The sequence below is a fragment of the Halalkalibacter krulwichiae genome, from assembly GCF_002109385.1.
Taxonomy (GTDB): domain Bacteria; phylum Bacillota; class Bacilli; order Bacillales; family Bacillaceae_D; genus Halalkalibacter; species Halalkalibacter krulwichiae.
On the sequence record NZ_CP020814.1, the window covers coordinates 4,096,037 to 4,114,595 of the forward strand.

Genomic DNA, 18,559 nt, shown 5'->3' on the forward strand with positions numbered 1-18,559 from the left:
ACACCTCATGCTTTTTTTATTATCTAATGGACTTTAAGTCCTTAAGACCATGACCCGTAACGACTGTGACAATGCTGTCACCATTTTGGAGAAACCCTTTTTCCTTCATCACTTCAATCGCGGCAATCGCGGTTGCCGAAGATGGCTCTGCAAATATTCCTTCTTTTTGAGCAAGCCATTTCTGATAGTGCATAATGCTCTCATCGCTCACAGCGATGCCACACCCCTCAGACTGATAAATGGTTGTCAATGTTCTTGTCCCATCTTGTGGATAAGTTGTTAATGGATCGGCAATTCCTGATGCAACCGTCTGATTGGAATAACCCCACGGTTCCACTTCCTTCAACTTTTTTTCAAAGGCTTGAACCGTTGGGGCACAATTGGCCGCTTGCACTCCGACCATTCTTGGAAGTTTTGCGACCTTTCCGGCTAACTGCAATTCTCGAAAACCTTTATAGCAGGATACGAGTAACGGCCCTGCTCCAATTGGAATAATGATCCAGTCCGGCACTCCCCCGTATTGCTCATAAATTTCATAGGCAAGCGTTTTATCGCCTTCAATGGCATATGGGTTGAGGAAAGTTGACGTGAGGTTGAACCAGCCATTCTTTTTGGCTTCTTGTCCCGAAACAAGATAAGCATCACTGAATGTCCCTTCAATTAATTCAATCTTCGCCCCGTACATTTCCATCATGATCAACTTTTCTTTCGGTGTACCTTTTGGCACGTAGATTCGGCAAGGCAATCCCGCTCTTGCTGCATAAGCAGCAGCAGCCACACCAGTGTTACCCGTCGAAGCTGTTACGACACCTTCTACTCCAAACTGCTTTGCAACCGTCAAGGCAACAGCTAATGGACGATCCTTAAATGAAAGTGTCGGATTGACCGCCTCATTTTTAATCAATATTTCGGCCTGATCAAACTCGACTTCTAGAGCCGTCGACCGTAATAACGGCGTATTCCCTTCCCCTAGCGACACGGCTTCGGTATTGGCAGCAATAGGAAGGAGAGAGCGGTGCCTCCAAATTCCACCTTCACTTATGTGATCGCTTACATTTTCAGTGAAAATAGATTCATAGTCGTATATGATATCTAAACTGCCTCGACAATGTTCACATTCATAGATCATCTCAATCGCATGAACATGACCGCAACTGACGCACTTAAGACCTTTGAGTTTCTTCATTTCTCATTCCCCTTCACACAGAGAGTTTCAGCTACTTCCAAGTACATCTGAAACGCGGCCAGTAACTGTTCTTTCGAAATATACTCTTCGTTGGAATGGGCTTGCTCAATACTACCAGGACCACAAACAACGGTTTGAATTCCAGGAATATCTCCAATTAGCGCTCCGTCCGTCCAGAACTGTAAGCCAACTGGCTCAGTTGATGACTCAAACACCTTTTCATAAGCCTTGCATAGCGCCTTAACAAGTACACTATCTGGATCCGCTTCTAACGCCCTATGTGGAACCCCTTTGAACACCGGAAGCTCCTTAACAGTCCCTTTCATGTCCGGATCATATTCTGCAAGTTGATCAATTAATGCTTGCAAGTCACCGAGCACCGTTTCTTCTTTTTCATTTGGAAGCAGCCGCTGTTCAAACTTCACCACACATTGATTCGGGACAATAACCGGTCTTGTACCACCGTTGATCTCTCCGATGTTAATAGTGGGCTTCCCTAGTATTGGGTGCCCTCGCTTGTTTAGCTCGGGGATATACTCTGAAGTAATTTTCCCAATCCAAGCAGTAGCCTTATAAATCGCATTGATTCCTTTATCAGGAACGCTGCCATGAACTGATTTCCCTTCAAAGATCGCTTCTCCCCACACAACTCCTTTATGAGCAATCCCAACATTCATCCCAGTTGGTTCTCCGACAATGGCAAAGTCGGCGTCCAAGCCACTTTTAAGGAAGTGGTACGCTCCGGGGCTATAGTTTTCTTCTCCGATTGTCGCTGCAAACATAACATCTCCTCTTAAGGAAACATTGCTGCGCTTAATCGCTACAAGCACGGAGATCATTGCCGCAAGAGCGCCTTTCATATCGACACTCCCGCGACCAAAAATCTTTCCATCCTCTATTTTGGGCTCGAATGCATTCTCCATCTCATAAGGAGGGACAGTATCCGTATGCCCATTCAAAAGCAGAGTGGGACCGCTTCCATCTCCTCTTACACGAGCAATCACATTGGAACGGCCATCCACCACCTCTTGAAGCTCTACCTCAATTCCTTCTTTTTCAAGGTAATCTTTGATAAAATATGTTACGTCTTTCTCATGACCATCGTGATCTTGATGACTCTCGATCTGAATCAAATCACAGGTCAAGTCGATCACTTCAGTAGGGTCTACCTTTGTCTTAAGCACATCTATGTGTCCAGACATCTTACTTCAGCTTACCCCAGCCATTTTCTTCTAAGTATTCTTTTGCCTCAACCGCCACACGGTCAAAATCATTTAACCCAATACCAGATGGTTCCCCTACACCATATAAACCGCCTGCTTGCCATGCTTCCCACTCAACCGAGTTATAGTGCTTATATCCGACACTCTTCAACGCATCTGCCATTTCTTCAAAATCAACAAACCCGCCGCCGAACCATACGTGCTGTGATTGCATAATGTTTGGGAAACCGACCTCATCTTTAACGTGAACCACTCTGATTCGATCGCCTAACTTCTGAATCGCTTGTTTGATCGGCATCTTCGGCTTGACTGTTGTATAGAACGTCCCGACGTCAACACAACAATAGACATTTGAACGATCAACATCTTCAAATAATTTTAATGTTGAACGAATGTCATTGATAATCGTTCCTTGGATCAACTCAATACTTACATCAATATTGTATTGCTTCGCATAATCTGCTACTTCACGCGTTGCAGTAACCACTTGGTTCCATGCTTCTTTACGCGTCATTAAGTTGTATAGTGGCGGATCATAATAACCATCCCCAATTAGCGTAACAACCGTTTCAGCTCCCATATCCGCAGCCGCATCAATCGCTTTTTTGAACTTCGCAATTCCATTTTCACGATCAAAATAACGAGGCGTCACAAACGTCGTATGGCAACCGATAGAAGAAAACGCGATATTATGCTTCGTCATCGCTGCACGAACCTTTTTCACTTCATCATCGTACTCATTTGGACGGAGCTCCATAATCTTAGGATAAACAACATCGAATCCTTCATAACCATATTCCGCAATACGCTCCACACACCACTCAAGGGACTTGTCTCCCCAACTGTTTGATGCCGGACCACAAATTTCCAAACGACCCCACGGCATATTCGGCCAAATCTCAAAAGAAAGTTTTAAATGTGACATATCATTTCATCCTCCCTGTTTCGATTAGTAGATCAATAGTCTACATATCCTCTAATATAGTTGTTTACTTGTCTATACCACTTAATTTGAATAAAAAGGAAGTCACTTCATATAAAATTTCTTCCCAGTTATACCTTCATCTCAATAGAGAATTTATAACGGTCAGCTCGATACAAAGACTGCACATACTCAACAGGCATGTCCGTATCAGTGAACGTTCGTCTCTCAATTAATAGAACCGGAGTATTAATTTCGATATCTAAGAGCTTTGCATCCTCAGCTTGAGTAGCATACGAAATCTCAATCGATTGTTTAGCTAATGCTAAATTCAAATTACACTTTTCTCTCAGTTCTTTATATAATGATTTGTTCTCTAAAGACCCTGTTAATATCGGTGCGACTTTCTCAAGAGGCAAGAACGAACGCTCCAGTGCCATCGGCTCATCGTTTGCTAACCTTAAACGAAACAATTCTACGACATTATCATTTTCTTTAATTTGTAATAACTCAGCGATTTTCTTCGTTGCTGGAATTACCTTCACATGTAACACTTTCGCACCTGGTTTTAGTCCACGTTGTTCCATATCACTCGTGAAATTGGAAAGCTTAGTTAGCCCTTGGTTAATTTTCGGCTTAGCTACAAAGGTCCCCATCCCTCTTTTACGATACAAAATCCCTTCATTAACAAGATCATTAATCGCATGTCGAACCGTCATTCGGCTAATTTCAAACTGCTCACTTAACTCTCTCTCAGACGGAATCATCTCATCGACTTTCCAGACTTCTTCTTCAATCTGTCCCTTTAAAAGCGTTTTCAATTGATGATATAAAGGGATCACACCATCTTTATCAATCAGTTTTTCCTCTAGCATGTATACCCCCCTTCTCAACAACTGTCCACTAGTTATCTTGTTGTCTATACCAGCTTGTTACGTCTAGTATAAACTTACCATAAATGAATTGCAATAAGTTTTTTGAAAATTTTATGTTTTCTTAAGATGATGAAGCAGGGGGACGGTTCTTTCGCTTCCCCATCTCAGCAGTAGGAAGCAGCAGAACCGTCCCCTCGCTCCCGCTTCCTCGCTCCCCCTACAACACCTTCGACAAAAACGCCTTCGTCCGCTCATGCTGCGGGTTGCCAAACAACTCTTCCGGAACTCCTTCTTCGACGATATACCCACCGTCCATGAAAATAACCCGGTCGGCTACTTCCCTAGCAAATCCCATCTCGTGAGTAACGATGACCATCGTCATTCCTTCTTTAGTCAGGTCTTTCATAACCGCAAGGACATCGCCGACCATTTCTGGGTCAAGGGCAGATGTTGGCTCATCAAACAGCATAATGCTAGGTTCCATCGCAAGGGCTCTTGCGATAGCGGCGCGCTGCTTTTGTCCTCCAGATAAGTGGTCTGGATACACATCTGCTTTGTCGGATAAGCCGACTTTTTCAAGAAGCTCACGGCCAAGTCGGTCGGCATCTGCTTTTGCTTTGCCTTTCAAACGCTTTGGCGCGACGGTGACATTTTGCAAAACGGTCATATGCGGGAATAAATTAAATTGCTGGAACACCATTCCTAAGCGTTGACGCATTTTGTTAATGTTGTTTTTCGGATCGGTAATATCGGTTCCTTCTATATAAATAGAGCCGCCCGTTGGTTCTTCGAGTCGGTTTATGCAGCGCAAGAACGTGCTTTTCCCCGAGCCCGATGGACCGATGACACAAACGACTTCTTTTTCTTCAATTTCGGCATTCATATCTTTTAACACTTCTAGCTCACCGAATGATTTTTGTAAGTTCTCAATTTTGATCATGCGACATCGAGTCTCCTTTCAAGCCAGCGTGAAAATAAGGTTAGAGCATAGATGAGGACGAAATAGAGAATTCCGACCAATGCTAGAATTTCAAATGCTCTGAAGTTCATTGCATAAATGGACTGACCCGACATCGTTAATTCCGCAATCCCGATGACCGAAAGAAGCGATGTATCTTTAATGCTGACAATAAACTGGTTCACAAAAGCAGGAATCATCCGGCGAACGGCTTGTGGCAAAATAATTAAGCGCATCGTCTCCGCATAAGAAAACCCTAGTGTTCTCCCTGCCTCCATTTGACCTTTATCAATTGAATTAATCCCAGCACGGAAAATTTCTACTAAATACGCACCAGCGTTAATGCTAATCGCAATAATCCCCGCCGTTAGCGCACTCATCGTAATCCCTGTCCCAGCCGGTAAACCAAAATAGATAAATAGAATTTGTACCAAAATCGGCGTCCCGCGAATGATATCAACATAAATCATCGCAATCGCCCTTAGTAACTTGTTTCTCGAAATACTAAAAAGCCCTAACACTAAGCCAATCACGAGTGCAATTAAAAGAGAAATGACTGTAATGACAATCGTCCACCACAACCCTTTTAATAGCACTGGTAACGCATCAATCATAATTTGTATTGTATCGATGATTGCTCTCTCCTCTTCTTTCTAGAAAAAAGGTGAGACCGTCACAGTCACACCTTCTCTCCATCTATTACTCTGCAAAGTAGTTACTGTAAATTTCGTCGTATTGACCGTTTTCCATAATCTCAGCAAGACCTGCATCTAAGACTTCAAGCAAGCCCTCTGCTCCTTTTGAAACAGCGATTCCATAGTCTTCCCCAGTAAGACGATCACCGACGATACGAACATCTGAGTCATCGCCATCTAGCGCAATTTTGTACGCCACACTCGGATAGTCGTTCACTAAGGCATCTGCATTCCCAGAAACGATTTCCATGTACATCGTTGCATCATCTTGAAGCGTCGTTACATCGCCACTGTATTCAGCCGCGAACTCTCTCGCTTTTTCAAGACCTGATGTCCCTTGCTTGGCAACAAGCTGTGCCCCCTCTAAATCTTCGATGCTATTGATCTCACTATCTGCTGGAACAACTAATGATAGACCGGACTCAAAGTACGGCGCTGTGAAATCAACCACCTCTGCACGATCTTCACGAATCGTAATCGCCGATACCGCCGCATCTACTTGATTCGCTTGCAGCGCTGGAATAATTCCGTCAAACTTCATGATCTCCCAGCTCACTTCAATGCCTTGATTTTCGGCAATCGCTTCGACAATCTCAATGTCAAAACCCGTTAAATCTCCATCTTCAATATATTCAAACGGCGGGTAGTCCTGAACAACAGCCACTTTGATTTCCTGAATCTCTGCAGGCTCTGCCGCTTCCCCAGAATCTGCTCCTGACTCTTCAGCCGACCCACAAGCAGCAAGCATCGCAACAAACGCAGCCACTAGTAAAGCAACGATCACCTTTTTCACATTCTTGTTTTTCTCTAGTTTTGAAAGAATCAATGTATAGCCCCCTTGTTTATTCTGTAACTTTTTACCTAAACAACCTGACCTTTTAAACTCTATACGCAACTGGAATTTAAAGCAAATTATGTAAATTTGGATTATTGCGTATTATCAAGGATTACTTGTAGTAGGAGGAGGTCATGTCTTTCTGTATCCGAAATACTCATCGAAGAAGAACGATGCTCGTGATTCGATAAAATCCAACAACGAGGCTCAACGAAAAAAAGCCCTGCCTCCCCTTAATGAACATCTGTCTCAATAAACCACAAAAAAAACCGTAACAACCCATCGATTGTTACAGCAAAGCCTACCCTTTTTCTTCAACTGGATGAATAGGAGACGGTCTAGTTTGCAAAAATAAAAACAACTTTGTTATGACAACAGAAAACACAAATACGACTAAATAAACAAGAATAATGTGATAAAAGGCCGTTTGTTTGTGGAACTCAAACAGATGATGAAGCGAAAGAATCGGTTTAAAGATCCCTCCTAGAAATACACACAAACCAATTGAATACAAATAGAATTTCTTCGTATTCCTCATATGAAACTGGTACACATACATAAATAAAACCGGAATAAGTGCCGTCTCTAGTGAATGGTTCCCCGGTATGAACGGTAGTAACTCATATGGATAGCCCCATAGCCCTTCTTTTAGCGCCCATGTATCAATATACTGAAGCCACATATGGATGTTGAATCCAAAGAATCCTATTTGAAAAATATGCTTTCGATCAATGAAAAAATAAATGGACACGAGCGGAATCATAAAAAACAAAAGAAACATCAGCCAAAATTGCCATGTACTAAGGTCGGAATACAGAGACCAATATTGAACCTGCAGATCAGACAGTTCTTCACGAATCGTAGAAATCTCCTTGTACATTAATGTTTGTTCTTTTCCCATTACGCGGAGCACCCCTAATGTTTTAGAAGCCAGTATTCCCTAAAGCTACAATACTTATTCAAAGCAGGGGGACGGTTCTCTCGCTTCCCCCACTCAGCAGTAGGAAGCAGCAGAACCGTCCCCTCGCTTCCCTCAAGAAAAAACTGAAACTGACTAAGCCGATCTAGTTTTACAATTTTCAACTTCTCCATTAAATTTGATAAGACAAAGGCAAAGAAAGCATTGACGGCGGCATTAAGCGATAAAAACGTTAAAAAATGGCCGTATGTCCACTTCAAGATCCACATAGAGGCTACCAGAAAAGGACCAACATTAAAGGCGAACTCTCCAGTCAGATAGGATCTTGGTTTGTTGTAAAACACCCACCACTTCCGCTTCTTCCCTACTTGCACGTGCCATGCTTCTAGCAAAACAAGCACAATCGATGCTGGTAAAAATCGTTTTATATTATGACGACCAAGAAAGACAAGAGAAAACAATGATAATACAACCATAACAATATTAATGATCCACTGGTTTTTTAAAGACATCTGATTGCAGCCCCTTTCGCCTTTTTAAAGTAACCATTAATTGTCATGGGTAAACATGGAACTGTCTTCCTCTTCTAGGATCGAAATGTAAACTGACGTTAGACTGCAATTTTTGGTCTAAATCAACCAAAATCCCATAATGTTTTATAAACTGTATTAGGAGGTAAGACATGGCACGAAACTATCATTTAGACCCTGGCTACATGACAGTCCCCGAGGCCAATAAAATGGTGTTAACGATGTTAAGGATAACCAATCAAGACGACAAAACGCACTACCGTAAGATCCTTTCAGCTGCTAAAAAAGGTCAGTTAGGCGGAAAAAAATACGGGACGAGAATGTATCAAGTTCGAAAAAAAGATATCGAAGAATACGCAATAAACTGCCTGCAGGAAGAACAAATTAAACTCTTTGATATTGAAGTAGTAGACAACTTAGATACCATTCATGCCCAAAGCAAACTACCGACGATCGACCAAAAAACGGCAGGTAACATCCATTATTATCTCAGATATTTAAGGTTCCACGATATCATTTCCGAGGACACGTATGGAGAAGGAGAGAAAAAGTTAATTATGCGTTTAAAGATTAAAGAGTTGAATTTGAAGGAGTAAATAAGATCACCTGACACTACAGACCTATTTACTCTTCCCACTCCATCAATAACTCTTCATGCTTTGTATTCTCATCTAACAACATTTCCTTAATCACAAAACCGTTTCTTTCATAGAAGCGAACAGCTGACTCATTTTTCTTATAAACTTTCAAAGACGCTTTTGATTTTTGCCCTTTTATGAAGTTCAGCAACTCTTTTCCATAGCCATTTCCTTGATAGTGCGGATGAATGAAAAGAGCCGCTAAATAATCATCCACCATGGAAACGAAGCCAGCTATTTCTGATTGATCGTAAATGACATACGTCTCTGACATGGGAATGTATTGATCTCTCATGTCCTTTATTTTTGAATGCCAGTAATCCGGACTAATAAAATCATGTGCTTGAACCGATCCTTGATACCAAATGTCGGTCAACGTATCAACATTCATCTCTGATTTGTTAAATAACTCTATTCTCAACTCATTCACCCATTCATCTAAATTCTCTATCCTATCCTAACACAGAAGAAGCTGTGGACTGACATCATCACCCCACCTTATTTTCGAAAAAATCAAATCTTTTCTGTGGATAATCGGTTAATGTGGAAAAAGCTCTGTATAAGTCATTACTTTTCCACCAATTTAGAGCAATTGTTGAATCGTTCATTTCAACTAATCCACAGAAAAGCCGTAACAACCTTAGAGTGATTGTTACGGCTTTTCCATCTTAGCTAATTCAGTTTATCTTCATTGCCGTTATTCTCAGACTCATCCTTACTTAAATCTTGCTCCTTCTCATCTCCTTCTTCGCCAGCTGCAACCTGTGACACGTACGTCTTAAAGTGATCGGCTTGCCCGCGCGATACAAAGCTTTCTAGCATTGCTTTCAAGTCCATTCCTGTGCTTTCCTTTAAGCTTTCCTGCAAACCAACCATCGTTTTCGTGACGTTGCCTGTCACTTTAGCTGCTCCATTAGAGTCCGAGCCACCAAGGTCAATCACTTTCATGCCTTCAATTTTCGAAAGCGGCTGAGCTACTTCGCGCGCATATTTAGGAAGCATCTCGATAAACATTTCGAGAATCGCCGCTTCGCCGTATTTCTCCATCGCTTGAGCCATAAGCTCTTTTGCCTCCGCCTCGGCACGACCGCGTTCGCGAATAACCTCCGCTTCCGCCAGACCTTTTTGTTTCTCAATCATCGCCTTCGTTTCCCCGTCGATTCTAGCTTTATCTGCCTCAGCTTCTGCGTTTGCTTTAATGTCGTACGCATTGGCATCGGCTAGAGCTTTACGACGTTTTTGTTCCTCTAACTCAAGCTCTACCTGTCTTTGGCGTTCGATGTATTGAATTTTCATTTCTTCTTCTTTAATTTGCTGCGCAAGTCTCGCTTTTTCAAGTTCATAGGCTTGCTCTGACTTGGCTCTCGCTCGTTCCGTTTCTTCTTTAATCTGAGCTGCTTTAATATCTTTTTCTTTTCTCGACTCCGCAATCGCGCTTAGTCGTTTATTTTCCTCATCTTGCGCTTCTTGATTGTTTCGCGCTTTATACATTCTTGTTTCCTTCTCAGCATCCGACTCAGCCATTTCAGCCTTTTTGCGGATTTCCGCAATACGAGGACGCCCTAGATTTTCTAAATAACCATTTTCTGCATCCGCATCACGAAGATCATCCAATCCAAACGACGTAATCTTAAAGCCCATATTATCTAATTCCTGTTGAGCAATGTCCTGAACCTGGTGATTAAACGATTCACGGTCATTATTGATTTCCTCGACCGTCATTTTCGATAAAATCGCACGCAGATTCGTCCCGAGCACTTTCGAAACCTCTTCTTCAATCTCCTTATCCTTCTTCCCTAAAAACTGTTCCGCATAGTTCGCAATCCCGATTAACGAATCAGCAATTTTCACCGATGTTACCGCATCAGCAACAACCGGAACCCCTTGAGACGTATATACTTTGGGCGTAGTTAACTTAATTTGAAATGAATTTAAATCAACAGGCGTACACGTTTGAAACATCTTCAAACGAATTCCACCACCACGAATAATCTTCAAACTTCTTCCATTCTCATCAAAGAATATCCTAGAATCCTCTTCAGGATTACCAAGCTTCGGACCCGTAATAATCAATGCCTGATTGGAACTAGCCGTTCTATACCGCTTCTTAAAAATAAAAAACGCCACCCCAGCAATAATCAGTAAAGCAAAAAGAAAAATACTCGTTAGAAACAACCAGATCGTACCCATCATCAAGCATCACTCCTGTTTACAATTTATTGAAATGATTCCTCTTTTAGTATATACGATTATTGTTTGGAAAAAGTTTCAATGGTGGAAAAAAAAGCAAAGGGACGGTTCTCTCGCTTCCACCTGCTTATTTAACTTAACTAAGCTTTAAAAACTAGACTAGGAGAAACTCCCAAGATCCTTGCTGCTTGTCTTTGGGAAACCCCATTTATTTGTTTTACTTTCCGGAGTAAATCATTTCGTTTTTCCCTAGGCAAACTCTTAACTTGTGGGATATCTACGTCACCAAGAATCTTTCTAATTTCAGAACGCGCCTCTTCGTCCGTTAACCTCCGTTTAAAAATAGGCTCATCAAAAAACTTGTCATCATTTCGTTCTTCATTAAACTCCTTGAACCGTTCCCTCTTCACTTTACCCTCATTTGAAAACATTCCTAAAACCAATTCATCATCGAGTAATCCTAAGGGATACACTGTCTTCCCATAGTACCCGCGACAGCTGCTCCAGCGCCACCCATCAACTTGATCAACCATGCCTGCTTTTAGCGGGTTTTGATGGATATACCTGACTACTGTTTTCAAATACTGAGCAGTCTCAACATTCTCGCTTCTAAACCTGTCCTGAAACAGATGGCCTCTCACACGATACTTCCAATTAAAATAAGAAGCAAAACTTACCGCCATTCGCTTCATTGTAATCGAAATATCCTCATTCCCCTCCCGCAATAGAAGGTGAACATGATTACTCATCAAACACCAAGCATAAACGCTAATATCCACTTTCTGTTTATATTTCAAGACCGTATCAAGATACTTTAACCGATCCTCATCATCATGAAAAATATCCTGTCCTCCCGCCCCTCTCCACATAATATGGTAGATCCCAGTTTTGCTTTTCACTCTAGCTTTACGAGGCATTACCGTCACCACACTTATTCATTTATTAACTACTATTGGCCACGTTCGATTGTAATCCGTATGAAACGGTTGTTTTATCTAACTTTTCTTTGGAAAGTCGAAAAAGAACTCCGCGATGCGCTAAGGAAACTTTACCTGGTTTCAGGCTCGTTCCCCGCCGATTAGCGACAGAGCTGATGCAGCATGATGGGGATGTCTGTATGGAGGCATGATACTTAGTGTTTTAACTGACATATGATTTTGTACAGGTTTTGATTTTTTTTGGTGTTTTAGTATTTGAAAGATATTAGAGACTATTTGGGGAGGGGGCAAAATAGTAATAGATGCACTTTTCATTCTCAATAGTAAAGAGGTTACTTAACAGAGTTTACGAGGAAGGGTTTCTGGTACCTTAAGAGGTTTTACTATCAACCAGTATTTAGTTGCTTTATTGAATATATCATATCTTACATTATTGAATTTTTCATTATCTTTTTGTTTAAGAAAGCAGAGGGACGGTTCCTGTGCTTCCCTGTTTAGGGCGAAGCATGAGAACCGTCCCCACGCTCCTTTTCCCCGTCAGTCCAGGAAGCACGAGAACCGTCCCCCGCTTCCGTCCCCCCGCTTCACACCCTCCCACTCTTCACCGTCTCCACAACCTCCAACTCGCCATTCTCTTCTCTCAGCAACACCAAATCCGCGGGTGCATTCTCCGATAGTCCTAACTGCTGCGGGAGATTCATTAGCTTAGCTGGTAAGATAGACGCTTTGTCCAACGCTTCACTTCTAGTTGAGATTCCACTAACAATCAGATGATTGACACCCATGAGTAGTGATTGGGCAGATCCGGCTAGAATCTGGGGATTTCCTCGTAAATGTAGTTTGTATTCGTCTGTGAGAGTTACTTTTCCACCAACTGCCGTGTGATAGTGACCTGGTTGCATACCGGCTAGGGATACGGCGTCACTTACGAGAACCATCTTCTCTTTTTTGACTAGGTTCATCACTTTGAGCACATTGGTTGGAAGGTGGTGTCCGTCTGCAATGACGGTTGCCCATAGTTCCTCTTTTGCTAATTGGTCCCACAAGTAGTTGGGGTGACGTGGCAGTGAGACATGCGCTCCATTTCCTAAGTGGGTGGAGGCGACGGCTCCTGCACGGACGGCATCATCAATTTGTTTTTCAGTGGCATTTAAGTGGCCCAATGCTACTACTTTCACTCCATGCTCGTTTGCTCGTTGAATAAAGTCGTTGGATGCTTCCCATTCTGGAGAGAGCGTAACGAGTTTGATCAATCCTCCTGCCTTTTCTTGAAGGTCGGTGAACTCCTTCCAATTCGGGCTGCGCACATGCTCTTTCGGGTGAGCTCCACGTGGTCCTTCTTCTCTTGATATATAAGGTCCTTCTAAATGAAAGCCCGCAATCATGTCATTGTTAGAGAATCCCTCTGTGATCGTTTTCTTGTTTTCTTCAAACAAGCTTGCTAGTTGGTCTTGGGAGTTGGTGATCATCGTGGGGTAGAAGGTCGTTACACCGACTTTCGCTAGTTCGTTCGTTACGGTTAACCATTGTTCCTTGTTTAGAGGCTCGTGATTGAAGTCGATTCCTTTGAATCCGTTAATTTGAAGATCAATTAAGCCTGGGGCGACGATAGGAAGATCCTCATCGTTTGAATCAAGTAAGTGATACATTCTTTTGATTTTGCCTGCTTCCATGATGATTTCAATTGGTTTATTCGTTTGGTAGTGCAACCCTTTCACTTTCGTATAAGTAGAAGACATCTCTTTTCCTCCTCTTCCCAAAAGGGAAAGCAGGATCTCTCATTCACAGATCCTGCCCCTGATTGATTGTTATTTAATAAGCGAAGCTGATTCTTCGTCGAGATACAATGTCCAGTTACGATGTTCTTTTAAAATCGTTGCGGGAATCGTGTTATCGACTTTATGCTCAAGCGTGTTTTTGATTGCTTCCGCTTTTACGGCATATGGGACACAAGAGATAATATGTTTGCTTTGTAAAATTTGGTGAATCGTCATCGTTATGGCTTCATTCGGCACTTCTTCTATAGAAGAGAACCACCCTTCACGTACTTGTTGGTTTTTACATGTATCGTCTAGTTGAACCTTAATATAGGCTTCTTTTGTCTCAAAGTCAGCAGGTGGATCATTAAAGGCAATATGAGCATTTTCGCCAATCCCGATCAAGGCAACATCGATTGGCGCTTTCCTAATTTCTTCTGTAAGGGATTGAATATTGGCCTCAATTTCTCCTTCGCCGACAAAATAAGCCTTCTTTAAGTTGATTTTATTGACGAATCGTTCTTTCAAGTATTTTCGAAAACTTGCTTTATGCTCTTCACTTAAATCGACATATTCGTCGAGGTGAAACATCTCAACCTTGCTCCAGTCGATGTCTTTCTTCACTAGTTCATTGATCGTCGTTAATTGCGATTGCCCGGTCGAAAATAACAATCTTGCTTCGCCTTGATTCTGAATCGTTCCATTTAAAAGTTCAGCCGCATATTCTGCCGCTTCTTTTCCTAGTTGTTCTGCATCTTTCAATGTAAAAATCTTCATTAACTCACTCCTCAAATTGGTTAGTTCGCTAAACTTGGAATCCATAAAGCGATCGATGGAATAAATGTTACTAAGAGCACGACAAGGACCATCACTAGATAAAACGGCAATAGAGCCTTAATCGATTTTTCAATTGGTAATCCAGCAATGGCACAGCCGACAAATAACGATGTTCCAACAGGAGGCGTACATAAGCCGATCCCTAACGTGAGAACCATTATGACCCCAAAGTGAATCGGATCAATACCAGCCATCGTCGCAACCGGAAGCAGGATTGGCGTTAGCAATAAAATGAGCACACCCATATCCATGAACATTCCTAATACTAATAACAATAAAATAATTAAAAGGGTAATAACAATCGGGTTCTCAGAAATCGTTAGAAAGAAATTCGAGACCATTGTTGGGATTCTTAGATAAGCCATCACATAGCCAAAAGCAGATGAAGTAGCAATAATAGCGACAATCATACCTAATGTCTTTGATGATGAGTAAAGGATCTTTTTGATTTTCTTGAAGGTCATGTTTTTATAAATGAAGGTAGTGATTAGTAACGCATAGACGGCTGCGACCGCTGCAGACTCAGTAGCCGTAAAGATCCCGAAGATAATACCTCCAATGATAATCACGGCTGTTAAAATACCAAGACTTGCCTCTTTTATAATGTGCAAACTTTCTTTGAGCGTATACCCTCTTCCTTTCGGGTATTTGCGCTTGACCGCTAACAGATACGTGACGATCATTAGAGCAATCCCTAGCATAATTCCAGGTAAAAATCCTGCTAGAAACAGTTCACTAATCGAGATTCCTCCAGCTGCAATCGCGTAGTAAATCATATTTTGACTTGGTGGGATGATCACACCTTGTGTCGATGAAGTGACGGTAACCGCCACACTATAGTCTTTGTCGTAGCCTTGCTTTTTCATCGCCGGAATTAACATCGAACCGATCGAAGACACATCCGCTACGGAAGACCCTGACACACCTCCAAAGAACATACTCGATGTGACATTGACCATCGCCGTGCCCCCACGGATTTTGCCAACGATGACACTCGCAAATTTCATGATCTTATCGCTGATTTCCCCGTCTGTCATGATCTGGGCTGCCAAGATGAAGAAAGGAACCGCTAGAAACGTGAAATTATTAATGCCACTGACCATGTTTTGAAATAAAAGCAGCAAAGGGATCTCATAATAGATCGCTACAATAACAGACGTAATTCCTAACGAAAAGGCAATCGGAATCCCTAAGAACATGAACAGGAAAAGCAACCCGAATAAAATAAATATCTCCGTCATCTTCTATCTCCTGCCTCCCTTCCCGTTCTAGGAAATAGCAACGTTATGACATGATTGATCGTATAGAAACTAATTAAGAGTCCTGAAATGATTAACGGGAAATACAACAAGGAACGTGGAAGATGAGACGCCGGGAGATGCCTTCCTTGCGTGTTAATGACCATTTCACTTCCAAAGTAAACCATTAGAATAGCGAATCCTAGAATAAGAATGTTTCGAAGAAGATCTAACCCCTTCTTCGTCATTTGATTAAAGCGGGAATAAAGAAACTCTAGCGAAATATGCTTTCCTTCTTTGACCAAAATAGCGATAATGATATACCCATACCATGTAAGCATGACTAACGTAACTTCATCTGCCCAGATCAAAGGGCTATTAAACACATACCTTAAGACAACCTGGATAAAAGTGATTAGTAGCATGAGCGTAAGTATGATGCCTAGAAACCAATTTAGAACCGTCGTCATTTGATCTAGTTTTTTATTGATCATCTCGTACATTTTGTTCACACCCCAGGTTAATAGAAAGAAAGGTCACAGGCCGAAAGATTCTCAGCCTATGCCTTTGTTCTACTAAAATTATCTTTATTGCAAGGCTCTTATTCTCTCAATTAACTCTTCATATTGCGGCATCTCGTCAAAGATCGGATTAATAGCTTCTTGGAACTCCTCGACATCGACTTCATAAATAACAGAACCCGCTTCTTCAACCTCTTTTCTGAACTCTTCTTGCATCTCATTCATCGATTCTCTCTGTGCTTCGATCGCAATCGCAGCAGACTCTTTGATTGCTAGCTGATGTTCCTCTGATAGACCATCCCACGTTTGCTTATTCATAATGACTAATGCCGGCGGACTTAAGTGGCCATTCAACGTATAATGCGGGGCAGCTTCAAAGTGACCGGATGTATAATAGCTGACAAAGTCGTTCTCAGCACCATCAATTACACCTGTTTGTAAAGCGGTAAACACTTCACCATAATCCATAGGAGTTGGAACGGCTCCTAGCAATTGGACCATTTTCACGGAAATATCAGATGGCTGAACGCGAATTCTTAACCCCTTCATATCTTCCACAGACTCAATCGGCTTATCAGTCGTGTAAAAGTTTCTAGTTCCCGCTTCTAAATAGCCAAAACTAACCATCCCGTGGTCTTCAAATTTAGCAAGAACTTCTTCGCCAATCTCACCATCTAGCACTCGATATTTGTGCTCTTGATCAGCAAAAATAAATGGCGTTGTAAAAACTCCTATTTCATCTACTATTTGTGCTACAGGAACTGAGTTCACACGCGCCATATCTAAAGCGCCTGCCTGAACCTGATCAATATTGGCTGTTTCCTCACCAAGCTGACCATTCGCATAAACCTCAATCTTCACTTCACCATTTGTCTTCTCTTCCACCAAATCAGCAAACTCATACATCGCAATCGTCACTGGATTATTATCAGGCTGATTTTCAGCTAGCCTCAACACAACTGTCTCCGCCTTTTCCCCTTGATCCGAATTCCCCTCATCACTCGTATTTCCCGTCTCCTCCGAACTAGAAGAACAAGCTGCTAGAAACAAGAAAAGTAACAGAACCCCAATGCTTAACCATGAAGACCTTTTTTTCATTTTTCTTCATCCCCCTTAAAGTAAATGGACTCCTTACCTAGCCATGACTTTTGTATATTCTGTAATCCGTTTACTACAAGTCATAGTAAACGTTTACTACCAGCGATAAAAAAATCCAATGCGAGTTCTCCCGCCTTATCCATTCGTCGACTGCCTTTCAATTAAGGTCGGTTGCAACAAGTTATTAGTGGGTGCAGCCGAGGTATTTTTCATACTGTACATTAAAGCTTCAGCCGCCAACCTCCCCATTTCAAAAGTAGACTGGTCGATCGTCGTTAAAGAAGGATTGACGATCTCACACATATCGATGTTGTCAAATCCAACAACAGCGACATCCTCAGGAATCTTCAATCCATTATTCTGCAGCTGTTGAATCACCCCAAAAGCCGTCATATCATTGATACAAAAGATCGAGGTCGGTAACTTTTTCTCTGAAAGCAGCTGTGAGGCTAAATTCTTACCATTTTGATACTCAAACATTTCACCAGAGATCTCCTGCTGATCGGAGCCAATCTTGATGTACTCTTTCTGCTCCTTAATCCCATACTGGTTCAAGCAAGCTTGAAACCCTTCGTACACCTTCCTTCGACTATGTCGACTGAGCGGCGCACTGATAAAACCAATGTCTCGATGACCTCTCTTGATGAGATGCTCAGCAGCCAGAAAGCCCCCTCTATAATAATCGAAATTGATCTTCGTACAATCCAAATCAAGATCCTGTTCAAACGCAACAATTTGCACATGATTCTTTTGAAGAAACCTTAAATACTCAACATCTGGATTAATCGACGAAATGATCATCCCCCGCACTTGCTTCTGATATAAATACTCTAAATACTTTCTTTCCAACTCAGGATCACCATTCGTATTACACAAAAGAATATACTTCTCACTCTGCCTAATCACGTATTCTAACCCAGAGATTAATAAGGTGTAGTACGGATTAGAAATGTTAGGAATAATAACTCCAATCTCATTACTCGTATTCGTCTTTAACTGTTTCCCTACAAGATTCGGAACATAGTTCAACTGCTCTATGGCCTCCATTACCTTTGTTCTAAGGCTCTCCTTCACTGGATAATCCGGATTATTAAGCACTCTGGAAACCGTAGCAGTAGAAGTATTTGCCGCTTTTGCAATGTCATTAATAGTCACTTTTTTCGTCATATTGTGCTTCACCTATAATCTTAGAAATTGTG

At 41.9% G+C, this 18,559-nt stretch carries 20 protein-coding genes; 1 reads left to right on the forward strand and 19 read right to left on the reverse strand.

Annotation, left to right across the window (positions count from 1 at the left end; all coding sequences use genetic code 11):
* Positions 1–19: 19 nt before the first annotated feature.
* The 9 genes from BkAM31D_RS20670 to BkAM31D_RS20710 all read right to left on the reverse strand — a co-directional run bounded on the left by BkAM31D_RS20670 (position 20) and on the right by BkAM31D_RS20710 (position 8,125).
* A complete protein-coding gene (locus BkAM31D_RS20670) occupies positions 20–1,186 on the reverse strand; it encodes a threonine synthase (RefSeq protein WP_066157392.1) in 1,167 nt (388 codons plus the stop codon).
* Positions 1,183–2,388, reverse strand: coding sequence for a M20 family metallopeptidase (locus tag BkAM31D_RS20675; RefSeq protein ID WP_066157395.1), 1,206 nt, complete (start codon positions 2,386–2,388; stop codon positions 1,183–1,185). Before BkAM31D_RS20675 ends, BkAM31D_RS20670 begins: the two co-directional genes overlap by 4 nt.
* Position 2,389: 1 nt before the next feature.
* On the reverse strand, positions 2,390–3,334 hold the full coding sequence (locus tag BkAM31D_RS20680; protein ID WP_066157398.1) for a sugar phosphate isomerase/epimerase family protein: 945 nt from the start codon (positions 3,332–3,334) through the stop codon (positions 2,390–2,392).
* A 128-nt stretch (positions 3,335–3,462) separates the two neighbouring features.
* The gene (locus tag BkAM31D_RS20685) at positions 3,463–4,206 is read right to left on the reverse strand and encodes a GntR family transcriptional regulator (RefSeq protein WP_066157401.1); all 744 of its coding nucleotides are present in this window, start codon (positions 4,204–4,206) and stop codon (positions 3,463–3,465) included.
* Positions 4,207–4,423: 217 nt separating this feature from the next.
* Positions 4,424–5,146, reverse strand: coding sequence for an amino acid ABC transporter ATP-binding protein (locus BkAM31D_RS20690; protein ID WP_066157404.1), 723 nt, complete (start codon positions 5,144–5,146; stop codon positions 4,424–4,426).
* A complete protein-coding gene (locus BkAM31D_RS20695; protein ID WP_066157407.1) occupies positions 5,143–5,778 on the reverse strand; it encodes an amino acid ABC transporter permease in 636 nt (211 codons plus the stop codon). The genes BkAM31D_RS20690 and BkAM31D_RS20695 overlap by 4 nt, the downstream gene beginning before the upstream one ends.
* An 85-nt stretch (positions 5,779–5,863) precedes the next feature.
* Positions 5,864–6,685 (reverse strand): transporter substrate-binding domain-containing protein, encoded by an 822-nt coding sequence (locus BkAM31D_RS20700; protein WP_066157410.1) that lies wholly within the window; start codon positions 6,683–6,685, stop codon positions 5,864–5,866.
* A gap of 310 nt (positions 6,686–6,995) precedes the next feature.
* Positions 6,996–7,595 carry a hypothetical protein gene (locus BkAM31D_RS20705; RefSeq protein ID WP_066157413.1) on the reverse strand — a complete coding sequence of 200 codons (600 nt, stop codon included), beginning with the start codon at positions 7,593–7,595 and terminating at the stop codon, positions 6,996–6,998.
* A gap of 14 nt (positions 7,596–7,609) precedes the next feature.
* Complete coding sequence (locus BkAM31D_RS20710) at positions 7,610–8,125, reverse strand: hypothetical protein (protein ID WP_174521926.1); 516 nt, start codon at positions 8,123–8,125, stop codon at positions 7,610–7,612.
* A 170-nt stretch (positions 8,126–8,295) separates the two neighbouring features.
* On the opposite strand from BkAM31D_RS20710, the gene BkAM31D_RS20715 reads away from it, so the two are divergent.
* Positions 8,296–8,739, forward strand: coding sequence for a hypothetical protein (locus BkAM31D_RS20715; RefSeq protein ID WP_066157416.1), 444 nt, complete (start codon positions 8,296–8,298; stop codon positions 8,737–8,739).
* A gap of 28 nt (positions 8,740–8,767) precedes the next feature.
* Here BkAM31D_RS20715 and BkAM31D_RS20720 read toward each other — a convergent pair whose 3' ends face one another.
* The 10 genes from BkAM31D_RS20720 to BkAM31D_RS20760 all read right to left on the reverse strand — a co-directional run bounded on the left by BkAM31D_RS20720 (position 8,768) and on the right by BkAM31D_RS20760 (position 18,527).
* The gene (locus tag BkAM31D_RS20720; RefSeq protein ID WP_066157419.1) at positions 8,768–9,202 is read right to left on the reverse strand and encodes an N-acetyltransferase; all 435 of its coding nucleotides are present in this window, start codon (positions 9,200–9,202) and stop codon (positions 8,768–8,770) included.
* A gap of 251 nt (positions 9,203–9,453) precedes the next feature.
* A complete protein-coding gene (locus BkAM31D_RS20725) occupies positions 9,454–10,971 on the reverse strand; it encodes a flotillin family protein (protein ID WP_066157613.1) in 1,518 nt (505 codons plus the stop codon).
* 140 nt (positions 10,972–11,111) lie between these two features.
* Positions 11,112–11,888 carry a transposase gene (locus tag BkAM31D_RS20730; protein WP_066157421.1) on the reverse strand — a complete coding sequence of 259 codons (777 nt, stop codon included), beginning with the start codon at positions 11,886–11,888 and terminating at the stop codon, positions 11,112–11,114.
* A gap of 141 nt (positions 11,889–12,029) precedes the next feature.
* A complete protein-coding gene (locus BkAM31D_RS24760; protein ID WP_306807418.1) occupies positions 12,030–12,224 on the reverse strand; it encodes an ATP-binding protein in 195 nt (64 codons plus the stop codon).
* Positions 12,225–12,493: 269 nt separating this feature from the next.
* Entirely contained in the window at positions 12,494–13,648 is a 1,155-nt protein-coding gene (locus BkAM31D_RS20735; protein ID WP_066157423.1) for an N-acetylglucosamine-6-phosphate deacetylase, read from the reverse strand.
* Positions 13,649–13,717: 69 nt separating this feature from the next.
* On the reverse strand, positions 13,718–14,443 hold the full coding sequence (locus tag BkAM31D_RS20740; protein WP_066157426.1) for a glucosamine-6-phosphate deaminase: 726 nt from the start codon (positions 14,441–14,443) through the stop codon (positions 13,718–13,720).
* A 20-nt stretch (positions 14,444–14,463) separates the two neighbouring features.
* Positions 14,464–15,744 carry a TRAP transporter large permease gene (locus BkAM31D_RS20745; RefSeq protein ID WP_066157429.1) on the reverse strand — a complete coding sequence of 427 codons (1,281 nt, stop codon included), beginning with the start codon at positions 15,742–15,744 and terminating at the stop codon, positions 14,464–14,466.
* On the reverse strand, positions 15,741–16,244 hold the full coding sequence (locus BkAM31D_RS20750; protein ID WP_066157432.1) for a TRAP transporter small permease: 504 nt from the start codon (positions 16,242–16,244) through the stop codon (positions 15,741–15,743). Before BkAM31D_RS20750 ends, BkAM31D_RS20745 begins: the two co-directional genes overlap by 4 nt.
* Before the next feature lie 84 nt (positions 16,245–16,328).
* Positions 16,329–17,360, reverse strand: coding sequence for a TRAP transporter substrate-binding protein (locus tag BkAM31D_RS20755; protein ID WP_066157435.1), 1,032 nt, complete (start codon positions 17,358–17,360; stop codon positions 16,329–16,331).
* 135 nt (positions 17,361–17,495) lie between these two features.
* Complete coding sequence (locus BkAM31D_RS20760; RefSeq protein ID WP_066157438.1) at positions 17,496–18,527, reverse strand: LacI family DNA-binding transcriptional regulator; 1,032 nt, start codon at positions 18,525–18,527, stop codon at positions 17,496–17,498.
* Positions 18,528–18,559: the final 32 nt, after the last annotated feature.